Source organism: Rhizobium sp. AN68 (assembly GCF_030758035.1).
GTDB classification, from domain to species: Bacteria; Pseudomonadota; Alphaproteobacteria; order Rhizobiales; family Rhizobiaceae; genus Agrobacterium; species Agrobacterium tumefaciens.
The window spans coordinates 1-14,898 of record NZ_JARWMI010000001.1; the positions used below are offsets into that span (position 1 = coordinate 1).

General features: G+C 60.2%; 13 protein-coding genes and 2 pseudogenes. 8 read left to right on the top strand and 7 right to left on the bottom strand.

Annotated elements, in window-relative coordinates; translation table 11 throughout:
- A partial coding sequence (gene ligD, locus RBH71_RS00005; protein WP_323686935.1) for a non-homologous end-joining DNA ligase occupies positions 1-965 on the bottom strand: 965 nt, incomplete at its 3' end.
- 282 nt (positions 966-1,247) lie between these two features.
- Between ligD and RBH71_RS00010 the strand changes: the two are divergent.
- From RBH71_RS00010 to RBH71_RS00035, 6 genes and pseudogenes are all read left to right on the top strand, one after another.
- Positions 1,248-1,999, top strand: a pseudogene (locus RBH71_RS00010) (ImuA family protein).
- Complete coding sequence (locus tag RBH71_RS00015) at positions 1,920-3,431, top strand: DNA polymerase Y family protein (protein ID WP_323686936.1); 1,512 nt, start codon at positions 1,920-1,922, stop codon at positions 3,429-3,431. The pseudogene RBH71_RS00010 and the gene RBH71_RS00015 overlap by 80 nt, the downstream one beginning before the upstream one ends.
- Positions 3,428-6,685 (top strand): error-prone DNA polymerase, encoded by a 3,258-nt coding sequence (locus RBH71_RS00020; RefSeq protein ID WP_323686937.1) that lies wholly within the window; start codon positions 3,428-3,430, stop codon positions 6,683-6,685. Before RBH71_RS00015 ends, RBH71_RS00020 begins: the two co-directional genes overlap by 4 nt.
- A gap of 90 nt (positions 6,686-6,775) precedes the next feature.
- Complete coding sequence (locus tag RBH71_RS00025) at positions 6,776-7,174, top strand: DUF1419 domain-containing protein (protein WP_035200994.1); 399 nt, start codon at positions 6,776-6,778, stop codon at positions 7,172-7,174.
- A 505-nt stretch (positions 7,175-7,679) separates the two neighbouring features.
- A complete protein-coding gene (locus RBH71_RS00030; RefSeq protein WP_035200993.1) occupies positions 7,680-8,279 on the top strand; it encodes a hypothetical protein in 600 nt (199 codons plus the stop codon).
- 431 nt (positions 8,280-8,710) lie between these two features.
- Positions 8,711-9,643 (top strand): ArdC family protein, encoded by a 933-nt coding sequence (locus RBH71_RS00035; RefSeq protein WP_111800579.1) that lies wholly within the window; start codon positions 8,711-8,713, stop codon positions 9,641-9,643.
- A gap of 140 nt (positions 9,644-9,783) precedes the next feature.
- Here the strand turns inward: RBH71_RS00035 and RBH71_RS00040 are convergent, their stop codons facing one another.
- Positions 9,784-9,948 (bottom strand): hypothetical protein, encoded by a 165-nt coding sequence (locus RBH71_RS00040; protein WP_162763668.1) that lies wholly within the window; start codon positions 9,946-9,948, stop codon positions 9,784-9,786.
- A 287-nt stretch (positions 9,949-10,235) separates the two neighbouring features.
- Here RBH71_RS00040 and RBH71_RS00045 point away from each other — a divergent pair, with 287 nt between their 5' ends.
- Together RBH71_RS00045 and RBH71_RS00050 are read left to right on the top strand one after the other, a co-directional pair.
- Positions 10,236-10,547, top strand: coding sequence for a DUF736 domain-containing protein (locus tag RBH71_RS00045; RefSeq protein ID WP_003517402.1), 312 nt, complete (start codon positions 10,236-10,238; stop codon positions 10,545-10,547).
- A 319-nt stretch (positions 10,548-10,866) separates the two neighbouring features.
- Positions 10,867-11,028 (top strand): hypothetical protein, encoded by a 162-nt coding sequence (locus RBH71_RS00050; protein WP_019565695.1) that lies wholly within the window; start codon positions 10,867-10,869, stop codon positions 11,026-11,028.
- A 148-nt stretch (positions 11,029-11,176) separates the two neighbouring features.
- Here RBH71_RS00050 and RBH71_RS00055 read toward each other — a convergent pair whose 3' ends face one another.
- The 5 genes and pseudogenes from RBH71_RS00055 to RBH71_RS00075 all read right to left on the bottom strand — a co-directional run bounded on the left by RBH71_RS00055 (position 11,177) and on the right by RBH71_RS00075 (position 14,748).
- Complete coding sequence (locus tag RBH71_RS00055; RefSeq protein WP_003517400.1) at positions 11,177-11,455, bottom strand: HU family DNA-binding protein; 279 nt, start codon at positions 11,453-11,455, stop codon at positions 11,177-11,179.
- 33 nt (positions 11,456-11,488) lie between these two features.
- On the bottom strand, positions 11,489-11,800 hold the full coding sequence (locus RBH71_RS00060; protein WP_113556353.1) for a WGR domain-containing protein: 312 nt from the start codon (positions 11,798-11,800) through the stop codon (positions 11,489-11,491).
- 520 nt (positions 11,801-12,320) lie between these two features.
- A pseudogene (gene traG / locus RBH71_RS00065) lies at positions 12,321-14,241 on the bottom strand (Ti-type conjugative transfer system protein TraG).
- On the bottom strand, positions 14,238-14,471 hold the full coding sequence (locus RBH71_RS00070; RefSeq protein ID WP_003517392.1) for a conjugal transfer protein TraD: 234 nt from the start codon (positions 14,469-14,471) through the stop codon (positions 14,238-14,240). The pseudogene traG and the gene RBH71_RS00070 overlap by 4 nt, the downstream one beginning before the upstream one ends.
- Positions 14,461-14,748, bottom strand: a complete 288-nt coding sequence (locus RBH71_RS00075) for a TraC family protein (RefSeq protein WP_065687562.1) — start codon at positions 14,746-14,748, stop codon at positions 14,461-14,463. Before RBH71_RS00075 ends, RBH71_RS00070 begins: the two co-directional genes overlap by 11 nt.
- Positions 14,749-14,898 lie beyond the last annotated feature (150 nt).

Sequence of the window (14,898 nt, forward strand, 5' to 3'; positions counted from 1 at the left end):
GCCCGAAACTCGATCTCGGCAATCAAAGTCGGCTCGACCCAAACGATGTCTGCCTTTTCGGCATAGGGAACAGGCGGCTGTTTCCGATTCCAGCGCAGCCTGTCGATCATCTTGCGCAGCCTGTTCATCTCGGCTTGCCTGAAGCCCGTCCCGACGTTCCCGACATGAACGAGCTCGTCACCGCGATAGGCAGCAAGCACCAAAGAGCCGAAGCCGTCGGGAGATGCCGTCGATGGCTCGTAGCCAACAACCATAAAGGCTTCGCTCTTAACGCACTTGATCTTGACCCAGCCGCCGGTCCGGCCGGAGCGATAGGGTTGATCCAATTGCTTGCCGACAATGCCCTCGAGACCAAGGCTGCCAACGTGTTCCAGCAGGATCGCGGGATTGGCGTCAATGGTTTCCGAAAGGCGGATCGCGCCGTCGTGCCCCTTCAGCGTATCCTCGAGAAGATGCCGGCGCGAACGGTACTCCGCGTTGCGCAGGTCATGGCCGTCGAGATAAATAAGATCGAACGCGTAGAGGATGGCGTCCGAAGCTCGGTTGCCAGCCGTCTTTCCAGACGCACCCAACGATTTCTGCAGCAGCCCGAAATCCGGCCGCCCTTCATCGTCAAGCACAACCGCCTCGCCATCGATGATCATCGTTGCCGGGCCAAGCGCCCGGGCAGCCTGCTCGATCGCCGGAAACCGGTGCGTCCAGTCATGGCCACCACGCGTGAGGATGCGGACCCCTGTCGGCTCGATGTGGATAGCCAGGCGATAGCCATCCCATTTCAGCTCCCAGCTCCATTGGTCGCCTTGTGGAGGGTGCGCCTTCAGTTGGGCTAGCGCCGGCTCGACGCGATCGGGCATCGGATCAAACAGCAGCTGTGGCTGTGCGGGATTGCGTTTCCGACGCGGCTTTGACCGTAGCGGAGCTTCGGTATCACGAAGGAGCGGCTTTGATCTCGGTGGCTTCGTCATGCAAACGAGTTCAGCACGAAAACCTTAAGAAGATTGTGACGCCGTTCATCTATCCCCGCTATCCACCGTTTTGAACCCGACGGACGCAAGGGCTGCAAAAATTTCTGTTTCCCCTTACCTCCTTGAATCCTTTTCGAATCTTCGACTTTGCTAATACTGGGATAATATTCCTCAACCATGTGGTGCTTGACTCTTTTGCATTACGAGAACAAACAATGAACATATAGCCCGTACGACATAATGTCGATCCTTTGAACACGACCTTGAAGGGAGCCGTGAACGATGACTGCTGCCCGCCAGAGGGTGATTTGCGACTTGCGAGACCGCATCGCGTCGATGGAAGGGGTATCCGCGAAGCGGGCCGGAACACTTTCTTTTGGCGTTTCCGAGATCGATGCGGCCTTGCCTGGCGGGGGCCTCGCCTATGGCGCGCTGCACGAGTTTGCAGGCGGTGGCTCCGGTACTGTCGATGGTGCAGCGGCCGCCCTTTGTGTTGCCGGCATTGCCGCAAGAACAAAAGGCCCCGTCATCTGGTGTCTGACGCGGCCGGATCTTTTTTTCCAGCTCTTGCCCATGTGGGTCTGCATCCCGACCGCGTCATCTTTGTTGAATCCGACAAGGAAGAGGATGTGCTGGCCAATATGGAGGAGGGCCTTTCCTTTGGCGGACTTGGTGCCGTCGTCGGTGAACTTGTTCGCCTGCCTATGGTCAGTTCCCGCCGCCTGCAGCTTGCAGCCGAGCGAACCGGGACCATGGCGCTTGGCGTTCGCCGATGGCGGCGACAGACGGAGGCCAATGACTTTGGGCAGCCGACGGCCTCGACCACGCGGTGGCGTGTCAGCGTGATGCCGTCAGAGGAGTTGCCGGTACCCGGGGTGGGCAGACCTCAATGGTTTCTGGAATTGATGCGCGTGAAAGCGGGTGAGTGTGCTGAGTTTCTCGTGAGGGCGTGCGATGACAAGGGTCGTCTCGATCTATCTTCCGGATCTGCCGACGGATCGCATTCGTCGGGCCGATCCGTCTATTCCGCCTGAACAGCCAATCGCCGTGATCGCGAGAAGCGGTTCGAAGCGATGGGTGTCTGCTGCCGATCCGGCTGCCAGAAAGGCGGGCGTGCATGCCGGCATGGCGGCGGCAAAGGCGCAGTCGCTGTTTCGCGGCCTGATGCTGGTTGACGCAGATCTGCAAGCCGATCAAGCCGCGCTGGAGCGCATCACGCTCTGGGCGCTGACGATCTATTCGCCGATCGTCGCCGTCGACGGGATTGATGGTATCGTCATGGATACGGAAGGCGCCGATCATCTGCAGGGTGGTGAACTGCCGATGGTGACGAAGATCGCCAACCAGTTTCTTGCCCGAAAACTGACGGCGCGCGTGGCGGTTGCCGACAGCTGGGGTGCTGCCCATGCTTGCGCCCGCGCAATCAATCGCGAAACGATTGTCGTTCCTCCGGGCGAGACGGCCCGTGCCGTCGAAAAACTGCCGATTTCGCTTCTGCGCCTGCCGTCAAAGATCGTCTCTGATCTGCGCATTCTCGGTTTCCAGACAATCGGCGAGCTTGCCAACACCCCGCGGGCCCCGCTGACATTGCGCTTCGGTCCGGAGGTCGGTCGCCGTCTCGACCAGATGCTCTGTCGTGTCGCCGAGCCGATCGAGCCCATCCGGACGGCAGAGCTGGTTGAAGTCTCCAAGGCCTTCGCCGAACCGATCGGGGCTGCGGAAACAATCAATAAATATGTTGGCCGTCTAGTCGTCCAACTCGTTGACGAACTCCAGCAGCGCGGGCTTGGCGTTCGCCGTGCCGACCTGATCGTCGAGAAGGTCGATGGCACGAGACAGGCCATCCGCGCCGGAACCGCCAGGCCCGCCCGCGATGTCGCCTGGCTGACAAAACTGTTTCGGGACCGGACGGAAAAGATCGAGCCGGGCTTCGGAATCGAAAAGCTGATCCTGCTCGCCGTGATAGCCGAGCCTCTCGAGGAGGCTCAGAAAGCCTCTGCTCTGGTCGAGGATGAGGTCACTGATGTCACGCCGCTGATCGACCTCTATGGAAACCGGGGGCAGAGGGTCTATCGCGTCGCACCGGTCGCCTCCGATGTGCCGGAACGCTCTGTCCAGCGCATCAGCCCCGTCGCCGAACCGATCGCCGTTGCCTGGGTCAGCCATTGGCGCCGCCCCGTTCGTCTCTTGCCGAGACCTGAGTTGATCGAGGCGATCGCGCTGATGCCGGACCGGCCCCCAGTCTCCATCGTCTGGCGTGGCAAACGCCGCAAGGTCAAACGTGCCGACGGCCCGGAACGCATTTTCGGGGAATGGTGGCAGCGAGATGCCGAAATGGACGCCGTGCGCGACTACTTTGTCATCGAGGACGAAGCAGGCGAGCGCTTGTGGGTGTTCCGCTCCGGCGACGGTATTGATCCGGAAACCGGGTCACACCGCTGGTTCTGCCACGGGATATTCGCATGAGCTATGCCGAGCTCCAGGTCACGACACATTTTTCGTTTCTGCGTGGTGCCTCGTCGGCGCAGGAGTTGTTTGATACTGCAAAACTCCTTGGGATCAGTGCGATCGGCGTCGTCGATCGTAATTCGCTCGCAGGCATCGTCCGCGCCCTTGAAGCATCCCGCGCGACGGGTCTCCGCCTCGTCGTTGGCTGTCGCCTCGACCTCGCCGACGGTATGTCGTTGCTGGTCTATCCGATGGATCGTCCGGCATATTCGCGGCTGACCCGGCTCATCACGCTTGGCAAGTCGCGCGGCGGCAAGAACAACTGCATTTTGCACTGGGACGATGTCATGGCTTACTCGGAAGGCATGATCGGCATTCTGGTGCCGGATCTGCCGGACACCACATGCGCCGCGCAGCTTCGCAAGTTGGCGCACGTTTTTGGTGATCGAGCCTATGTATCGCTGTGCCTGCGCCGGCGACCCAACGACCAGATGCGGCTCCATGAGATTTCCAACATGGCGGCACGGTTCAGGGTCAAAACCGTTGTCACCAATGACGTGCTGTTTCATGAGCCGGGTCGGCGGCAGTTGCAGGACATCGTCACCTGCATCAGGCATAACACAACGATCGACGATGTCGGCTTCGAGCGCGAGCGTCATGCCGACCGATATCTGAAGCCTCCGGAAGAAATGGCTCGCCTATTTCCGCGCTATCCGGAGGCCCTGGCACGAAGCATGGAGATCGTGCGTCGTTGCAAGTTCTCGCTTGAGGAACTGACCTACCAGTACCCGGAGGAAGCCATTGTGCCGGGCAAGGATGCTCAGGGATCGCTGGAGCATTATGTCTGGGAATGCGCGCCTGACCGTTATCCGGAAGGCCTGCCACCGGATGTTTTAAAGACCGTTCGGCACGAGCTCGATCTCATCCGCACCATGAAATACGCGCCGTATTTCCTCACCGTGTTTTCGATCGTGCGCTTCGCCAGAAGCCAGGGCATTCTCTGTCAGGGCAGGGGATCGGCGGCCAACAGCGCCGTCTGCTATATTCTTGGCATTACCTCTATCGATCCCTCGACCAACGACCTCCTGTTCGAGCGTTTCGTCAGCCAGGAGCGCGACGAACCGCCGGATATCGATGTCGACTTCGAGCATGAACGGCGCGAGGAGGTCATCCAATGGATCTACAAGACCTACCGACATGACAAGGCAGCCCTCTGCGCCACCGTTACGCGGTATCGTGCCAAGGGAGCGATCCGCGATGTCGGCAAGGCGCTCGGCCTGCCGGAAGACGTGATCAAGGCGCTGTCATCAGGCATGTGGTCCTGGTCGGAGGAAGTGCCCGACCGAAACATCCGCGAGCTCAATCTCAACCCCGACGACCGGCGCTTAGCGCTCACCCTGAAACTGGCGCAGCAGCTGATGGGTGCGCCACGCCACCTTGGCCAGCATCCAGGAGGATTTGTCCTCACCCATGACCGGCTGGACGATCTCGTGCCGATCGAGCCGGCAACGATGAAGGACCGCCAGATCATCGAGTGGGACAAGGACGATGTCGAGGCGCTGAAGTTCATGAAGGTGGATGTGCTCGCACTCGGCATGCTCACCTGCATGGCAAAGGCGTTTCATCTCATCCGTGAGGATAAGGGCGAGGATCTCGATCTGTCTACGATCCAGCAGGAAGACGCAGCCACCTACGCAATGATCCGAAAAGCCGATACGCTCGGGACCTTCCAGATCGAAAGCCGCGCCCAGATGGCGATGCTGCCGCGCCTGAAACCCCGCACCTTCTACGATCTCGTCGTGCAGGTGGCGATCGTCCGGCCCGGTCCTATCCAGGGCGACATGGTGCACCCCTATCTTCGCCGCCGCGAAGGCAAGGAGCCGGTCGAATATCCCACACCCGAGCTTGAGGCCGTGCTCGGCAAGACGCTGGGCGTGCCGCTGTTTCAGGAGAGCGCCATGCGCGTCGCCATGGTCTGCGCCGGTTTTACCGGTGGCGAGGCCGACCAGCTGCGCAAGTCGATGGCCACCTTCAAGTTCACCGGCGGGGTCTCCCGCTTCAAGGAAAAACTCGTCTCCGGCATGGTCAAGAACGGTTATTCGGCGGAGTTCGCCGAAAAGACCTTTTCCCAGCTCGAAGGTTTCGGCAGCTACGGTTTTCCGGAAAGTCACGCGGCATCTTTTGCGCTGATCGCCTATGCATCGAACTACATCAAATGCCATTATCCGGATGTCTTTTGTGCCGCCCTTCTCAACAGTCAGCCGATGGGTTTTTATGCGCCCGCCCAGATCGTTGGTGATGCGATCAAGCATGGCGTCGAGGTGCGACCCGTGTGCGTCAACCGGTCGCGCTGGGACTGCACTCTGGAAAAGATCGGCAGCCTTGATCGGCATGCTGTCCGGCTTGGGTTTCGGCAGGTAAAGGGACTGGCTGTCGCTGACGCAGCGCGGATCGTGACGGCACGCATGAATAGTCCTTTCTTATCCGTCGATGACATGTGGCGCCGGTCCAGCGTGCCGACGGAGGCCCTTGTCCAGCTGGCAGAGGCCGATGCCTTTCTGCCATCGCTCGAACTCGAGAGGCGCGACGCGCTCTGGGCCATCAAGGCGCTGCGTGATGAGCCATTGCCGTTGTTTGCCGCCGCGACTGAGCGCGAGATGGCGGCAATTGCTGAGCAGCAGGAGCCGGAGGTCGCCCTTCGGCAGATGACGGACGGGCACAACGTCATCGAAGATTACAGCCATACGGGCTTGACGCTACGGCAGCATCCGGTTGCGTTCCTGCGCAGGGACCTGTCGGCACGCAACATCATCCCTTGTGCGGAGGCGATGAATGCTCGGGATGGGCGATGGGTTTATACTGCAGGTCTGGTGTTGGTGCGCCAGAAGCCCGGGTCGGCCAAGGGTGTCATGTTCATCACCATCGAGGACGAAACAGGCCCTGCCAACATCGTCGTCTGGCCGTCACTGTTCGAGAAGCGCAGGAGCGTGGTGTTCGGATCCTCGATGATGGCAATCAATGGGCGGATTCAGCGGGAAGGGGAGGTCGTGCACCTCGTCGCGCAGCAACTATTCGATCTGTCAGGCGATCTCGTTGGCCTGGCCGATCGGGATGTCGAATTCAGGCTGCCAACGGGGCGAGGCGATGAGTTTGCCCATGGGGGCGGTGGGCCGGACTCTCGCGATCGGCCGAGGCCGGTCGTCCCGCGGGATATGTTCACGCCTGATCTTCATATCGATACGCTGAAGGTGAAGAGCAGGAATTTTCAGTGATTTTTCGCTATCCCGGGAGCCGCGCCGCTTGGCGTCCCTCGAGGGCCCCCGCAGCATTTTTTTGGAAAACAGTAGAGTTGGCGTGCAGCCATGGGTGCCACATCAGCGCGATCATTACCGAACGAGGCTGAGCATGTATGGGAGTGGGACGACAGCGCGCTCTACAGCGGCGAATGGTTCGAGATCGCCGACGCATCCCGCGACTACACGTTTGAGATACTGCCGCCGCTCTCGATCAAGGCCGGGATATTCGCCATGCGCGAATTCCCGAACGGTTTGGTCACCAGCATCCTCTTCTCTCTGCCGGTCGACGGGTGCCTCTGGCACTTCCGCGGTTATTGCGACCTGGCCGACAAGAGCTCGCCCGAACGCATGCAAAGCGCTGTCATCGAACGCGAATCCAGGCCCTCCCTTGTGATGACGCACGACGAGAAGCTGGAACATATTTGGTCGCGCACTGCGGACGATTGTCTCGGTTATGCGGCATAATTCCTCCGTCGATGGACTTTCGTGAACGCTCGCGCGACAGGAGGATGCAATCGCATCATTGCGTGCCCGTGCACATCTGCCGGGTGGCTCAGGCCAAACGGGACCACGAGCCGATAGTGACGTCGGCGGTTGTGATGACTGGGCAAGCTGCGGCTTGGACGTTGGATCGGCGCGGCCTGGCGCAGGTCTAGCGTGGTTTCCTCTCAGCTTCGGCATCCGAGGTTTGCCTCTGGCCGTTCCGTCCTTCGGTTTTGTGGCGTCTGAACCGGCGCCCGTTCGGTTCAAGGCCGCTGTCGCGCCGCGGGGCGGCCGATCATGCCGCTCTCGACAAAGCAGGCACGCGGGCTTCGCAAGGGCTTGTCACCCCTGCTTGACCGCCTGCCTGCTTCGCTCGATCTGGCCTGCCCGGGCCCTGATCCGCCCGGATTGCGCCTGTTCCTTTCGACCGCACCGAAGGACAGAACGGCCAGGGGGCCGACACTTCGGCGAAGCAAAGGAGACCACCATGGCAAAGTCAGCAACCCAATCCCGTCAATCAATCCGCCAATCCGCCCGCGTCGTGCCGCTGCGCAGAGGCGCCACCCTCGAAATGGTCCGCCTTTCATGCCCCGATGAAACGCAGGCGCTTCGGATCGCCGAAAGCTTCGGGATCGCCATTGTCGACAGCGATGGCATCCGTGGCATGCACGAGCGCCTGATCGTCGAAACCGCCACCGCACTTTCCGATGGCCTTGGCGACCGGGCGATGCAGATCCATCTGCAGCGCATCGTCGGGGCCTATGTCGGATCGGCCCATGGCGCCGGCCAGTTCTACTCCCGCGCCGTCACCGAGGCGCGGAACGCCACCGCCAAGAGCGCTGCGGATGCCCGCGACGAGGATCTCCACGGTCCGGTCGGCTATGAGAGCGCCGCCCAGCGCAAGCGCGAATTCGCAGCCGACATGGGCATCCAGGCACATGCGCTCAGAATGGCGGCCGTCGGCGCTGTCGCAGCCTACGAGCAGGTGGTGGGCGAAACATGGAAACCCTTCGACCGGCCGGTCGAAAATCCCGGCCAGACGCTAGACCGCAAGGCGGCAGCAGTCCAGCTGTCAGCCTTCGAATAACATCCATCACGGCGGGGCTCCGGCCCCGCCTTTGTTCACGTCGACGAAGGTGTCCTGTTCTCGTCAGCTCGAAGTCACGAGGGCCTGTGCCGGCCACCGCTTCGGATCAACGACGGGACGCGACTTCAATGCGTCGACAGAAGGTCCCAACCTCAACCGCGCCGTTGCTAAGATTCCATCGGCTACCGTGCGGCAGAAAGTGGTCCTGCTGGCGAAGCCCTCGCATTGGCTGCGGATGAAGATCGGGAATCTGTCCATTGCGACCCCGTCCCGCCTTCGGTCTGCCGGGCCGAGGGTCTCGCGCAAGGGCTTCGCCCTCCTTCACGTTGTTACGGCGCGTTCCGCGTGCGCTCATCCCTGATCTCCCCGGCTTTTGACCGACGTGACGGGGTCGCGATGGTCGCGACCTCCGAAAACGGAGGTTCAAGGATATGAAAAGAAAAGGGCAGGGCGAGCGCGCCGATCTCTATGCGCGGATCACCGACAGGATCGTTGCGGATCTGGAAAAAGGCGTCCGTCCGTGGATGAAGCCCTGGTCGGCCGCAAACACGACCGGACGGATCACCCGGCCGCTGCGCCACAACGGCGAAGCCTATAGCGGTCTCAACGTGCTGCTGTTGTGGTCGGAGAGCACAGCGAGGGGCTATGTCTCGCCGACATGGATGACGTTCAAACAGGCCTTGCAGCTGGATGGAGCTGTTCGCAAGGGCGAGACCGGAACGACGGTCATCTATGCAAGCCGCTTCACCAAGTCGGAGACCGACAGCAATGGCGGCGAGGTGGAGCGCGATATTCCGTTCCTTAAATCGTACACGGTGTTCAACGTGGCGCAGATCGACGGCCTGCCTGACCACTATCATGGCGTACCCGAACCGCTCCTGAGCCCGATCGAGCGCATCGGTCACGCCGACGAGTTCTTCCGCAATACCGGCGCAGTCATTCGGCACGGCGGCAACCAGGCATACTATTCTCCGGCCATGGACTATATCCAGATGCCACCGTTCGAAGCCTTCCGCGATGCCGCCGGGTATGCGGCAGTCCTCAGCCATGAGGCGACCCACTGGACGGCGGCGGAACATCGCGTGGGACGCGACCTGTCGCGCTATGCCAAGGACCGGACGGAGCGAGCGCGGGAAGAACTCATTGCCGAACTTGGCAGTTGCTTCCTCTGCGCTGACCTCGGTATCGCGCCGGAACTTGAGCCGCGGCCGGATCACGCGTCCTATCTGCAGTCATGGCTCTCGGTGCTGGCCAACGACAAACGGGCAATTTTCCAGGCGGCCGCGCATGCGCAGCGGGCGGTCAATTATCTCCACGGTCTTCAGCCAAGGGCGGATGCCTGCGCGACGAGGGAGGCAGTGTAATAGCGCCCCTCTCTTTTTGGAGCGTCCTTTGGTACTGCTCCCAAAATCTGAATCCGGGCAGCGCGGATTGACCGTTCGGGAGGAAAGCGAAGGCGATCTTGTTCCGTGCGGGCGCGAGCCAGTTTTGCTGCGACTGGCCCTCATGCGTTGCGCATCAGCAACAGGTCATGTTTGCGGATACGAGCAAGCATGGGCGACATGTGCCCGATTGAAAAACCGGAGCCGCCATCGAGAAGGAAAGTTCGGCGACGCTCACCGGACTTGTCGCATTGGCCCGGCAATGCCCAAACGATCGATGTGGCCATTGCTGCCATCCATTCGGGCATAGGAAGTGGGCGCGGCCAACGCGGCCTCGATTTGACATGTCTGATCGAAGAGCGGCTGCGCCTCGATCGTTCTCCCGCAACGGCATCGCCCCCTTTCTTCCCCCTGCGACCTGCGTTCGCATTCCTCGCGGTCCAAGAAAGCCGTCTCCCGCCGCCCTCCATTGCATTCCGGTCCCTTAAGGATGCGGTCCGATCGTCCCCGATCAAATCGACAGTCATCGAGGACGCGATGGTCGCGGCCCGATCAAACCGAAAGGATCACGACAATGGCAATCATCGGCGAATTCACCACCAACGGCAACACCATCCTCGGCCACGTACGCACTCTGACGGTCTCCATGAAGGCCCGCCTGAACCCGATCGAACGCACATCCCGCGACGCTCCCGACTTCCGGATCATGTCCGGAGCGGCCGAAGTCGGCGCCGCCTGGAGCCAGGTTTCCGGCGACGGAGAGCCCTACATTTCGGTCAAGCTCGACGATCCGAGCTTCCCGGCCCCGATCAATGCGGCACTTTGGCCGACCGAGAGGGAAGGCGACTATACGTTGGTCTGGAACCGCCCGAAGCGCGACGCCTGATCAAAGACGAAGCCCTGCCGGAAACGGCGGGGCTTTTCCCTTGTTCAAACCAAGAAGGAACCGGGCATCTAGCCCGCTTCTTCTTCTGGTCGCGATACGGAGAGGCGGGGTCTGCTCAGAGTGACCAATCGTGCCGCGAACAAATGCCGGCCTCAAGGACTTCGCGTAGCCCCCCGATTTTGCTTCCGCTCCGGTTCCCTGCGCTTCAACAAAACCGGCACCCCACTCGCCGCCTCTGGCGGTCGCCGACGCGATCCCTGACCCCGTCATTTCCTCACGCCCCGCGGCGTCATCTTTCTCAAACGTCAAGGAGATGACGATGCTACTGGAACAACATATCGAAGAACTGCGCGCCGAGATGAACCATTGCCACCCAGACGAGCGTCGCCAGATTGCCGCGGAGCTGGAACTGGCTCTGGCCGAACTGGCCGTTATCATGGCCGAGCAGGACGGTTCCGTTGACGCCGTGCCGCCCTTCTGAGGGTGGCATACACCCGCAATGCTGCCACCACCGTCCGATTGCCATCGAGATCGAGATCAGCTTAAGCGTGATGGCAAGCAGCGCCGATGATGCTGCGCCGTCTGCCTTTGGCGGCTCCCCCTGATGACCCCGCTTACCGCGGTGCGGCTCACTTGTTCAGCACATCTTTCAGTGCTTTGGCAGGCTGAAACGTAAGCTTCTTCGCAGCGGCAACCTTGATGGTGGCGCCGGTTGCCGGATTGCGAGCCTCACGCTCCGGGGTATCCTTGATCTTGAACTTGCCGAATCCCGGGATAGATGTTTCCGCTCCGGACGTGGCTGCCGTCGTGATCGACGCGAAGACGGTTTCGACGATCGATTTCGCCTGGGCTTTGGTCAGGTTCTGTTCGGATGCGATCTTTTCGGCGATTTCATTGGTTGTGGTCATGACGGTTTCCTCGTTAAAGACGGGAAAACCCTTTCAGGCGATCGTTACGTTGTCATGCGGCGTTGTCCTCACACTGGCGCTCCTGCAGGGGTTTCCACAGCTTCTTGCCGGTTGATAGCCCCTTTTGCGCTTCTGCAGTACCAGTTCGAGAAAGCGCGATATCGCATCATTCTCATTGCCGAACACCTCGGTCATCTCCCCGCCAGCCTTGCCGATCCGTCCCCAGCTTCGCACGACGGCTATTTCGCCAAAAAGGGTTGGCCGGATCGCGAGCGCGTAATATCGGGCCATGTTCCTGTTGGCGTCGATCCTCTGGCAATAAAGCTGGTAGTGGTGTGTTCCCATCCCCGCATGATCGGCGATGCTCGCGATCTGGTCCAACGAGACTTATGAATCGAAAGGTCGGTTCCGATTCATTTCTGTGATGGATGCCTGTTGCGATTTCGGCAGTGTCCGATCATCCTCACGGGATCAAGCTTCCCGGTCTGAACGATACGCCCGGGCGCGATCGTCGAGGTGAGCACAGCCGGTAAATCAGATGGCGAGCTGTCTCCGCTTCCGGTCGTCAGTATGTCCATGTTCAGGCATCGCATGTTTTCGAAAAAGGAGGATCAAATGTCACCCTTTGAGGAAGCGGCGGCCGCGACGACTACGATACAGGAGCATCTGTCATCTACACTGGAGAAGAATTAGGACGGGTTGAGCTAGCACATCGTCAATTCTTCGGTGTCCATGCTCATCCTTCAACGAGACACAACGACCTGATCGAAGCGCTAGAACGCGATCGACGCGGCACTGGCGCTGATGAAGGCAACGAAATGGCCAATAGAAGCCGAATACGGTCCGCAAGAAAACGCCTGGGCCGTCAAGGTCCCAGCTTGGCAAACCTGTTGGGCCTGGCGTGCATATCCATGTCCTTCCGCCTGAAATAGATCGCCCGCCCGCAGCGGATCGGACTATGGCCCTGGGCGATAATGATCTGCTCGTCCTTGCGCATCGATTGGGTGATTTCGTGCGGCATAATGAGCGGCCGGCGCTGGAAATTGATGTTTTCTGATTTGAGCGATGCGCTGTTTTTCGTACCCCAGCCGAGATTGCGAGAACTGCCTTTGACTTCGACAGTCATTTCTCCACATTGGGCTGAGACGTTGCGGGCGGTATCCAGTGCCTTGATTGCTGCGTAGCTCGCGAAAGCGCAGCCGTCGATCCACGACACCGCACCGTCTTTTCCGAAGTGCCGTTCCAGTTGCCCGACGGACTGGTACATCAGCATCATGCTGACGCCATACTTGCGACCGCGATCGCGCGCCTCTTCAAGCACGCGCATGTAGCCAAGCAGATCGACTTCGTCCAAAATGAACAACGCTCGCCTCGTGAACGCACCATCCGCTTCGATCATCGCGTTGATCAGCGAGCCGATGATCACCCGACCGATACCGGGATAGGACCGCAGGATCGACGCCGGAATGTTGAGAATTACGTCTTTCTTTCCGCCAGCGATCTCGCTCGATTTGAACGTGTTGCCGCAAACCAGTGCCGCGTAATTATCGAGCGACAGCCATTGCGTATCCTTCGATGCCGTCGAATAGACGCCTGAGAAAGTTTGCTCGGTCATGTTAACAAAGACGCCGAGCGTTTCGCGGATGAAGGCGGACGCGGAGTGTTCCTGTACGTCGCGCAGCATGGCGAGCACGGAGGTTTCCGGCTCGGAGACGATCTGGCGCAGGCTGCGCAGGTTTCGTCGTCCTGCATATTCCGGTGACAGCATCACATGCGACAGAAGACCGGTCAGCAGATTGTGCGCCTGCGATTGGAAGTAAGAGCCAGTCGACGATCTCGAAGCGCACGCTTTCCGAGAGCAACATGTGCGCGATGCCGACAATGTCCTCTTCCTTTTTTAGCGAGTGCTCGATGCCGTCGAGCACGTTAAATCCCATGACCGGATTTGCCGGATCGAGCACAACGACCTCTCGGTCGAGTTTATCTCTTCGGTGGTCAACAACCATCGGGGCCACCTCGGTGGACGGATCCAGGCAAATTAGCGGGCCTGTATATCTGAGCGCCGTCGGCACGACGTTGCTGGTGGTCTTGAAGCCACCAGAGCCCGCGAAGAAAAGCATGTGGGTCGAATCGAAATCCTGGGCGTAGGTCAGCAGCGGGGCTTTGCCGCCACGTCCCCAGGTGGCCGGATCGTTCGGATCGAACGGCAGCTCATGGACGAGTTCCTTGTCGACCCTGTAGCGCTCGCCGATGACGATTTCGCCATCATCGGGAAACAGCCGTGCCGCCGCCGACATCGGCAGCCAGTCTGCATCTCCGAATGTTCCGCGCCTGGCGCGCGTCACCTGTTCGGGCACGACGCTGGAGATGCGCGCCGCGACCGCGGCCGCCATGAATCCCATCGCTGCGCCAACGACCGCAATCATGTCGACGAATGAGAGCGCCCGATCCCAGGTCAGCATTCCGCTCTCTACGAGCGGCTGAAGCCGCCCGAACTCGCGCAACCCGTAAAAGCCGGCCATCAGGAGAAAGCAGAGAAAGCTTGCCAACGCCACGGGTCTTCGCCGATGGAGGGGCAGCGCCCAGACCGCCAGCAATCCAGCCAGCGGCCCGAACAAAAGCACGGGCACCGGTGACGCCCGAAGGAACCAGTATTGCGTCTTGCCTGTGATGCCGGTCGCCAATTCAGGCCAACGCCAGTGGGCGACGTAAAAGGAAAATCCGGTGACGGCGATGGGAATGATCATGAGCAACAGGCTCGGATGCTGTTTGGCCTTTCCCTTCATTCCGCCACCTTCAAAAAGCGTTCTAACCCGCCGTTGGATGCCGCATCTCTGAAGGCCAGCTCTCCGATATCGCACAGACGCCGATGTTCAGGTGTCCCCTGCACGACCCGCTTCATTTCTAGAAGCCCGCCAAGCAGGAAAGCCCGATCGGCGTTCGACAGGCCCGCGCGAACGACAATGTCGCCGAGCAAGAACTTTTCTCTCGCTCCCTTCTTTCGGTCAGCTGTCATGTGGAGCCTCCGTTTCCGAACCAGTCGCTCCATTTGCCTGTCCACGCGGCGAAGCAGGTGAGCCAGCGGCCTGCTTCTTCTCGCCGTTGCGAAATCGCGCTGCGATCTCGTCGAAGATGCGATCCACCTCCTCGTCAGCGATCTCCATCTCCGCCAATCCCGACTTCGTCGCGGCACGCGCGAAACGATCAGCTGATTTTACTATTAAAGTTTTTCTTCGTTCGCGAAGCTTCTCGATTTGAGCATCAATATCCATGAGCGCAGGCTTGGTGGCCATGGGCAAGTCCTTTCAACGTCTTTGGAAATTTCTATCCCGTCGTTTAACTGACTAGAAAATGTTAGTCAAATACGCTACCGTACACAAGCCCCCCCAAACGTCGATAATGGAAATCCCAACAGGGCCGTCTTCTGGAAACGCAGCATCGGT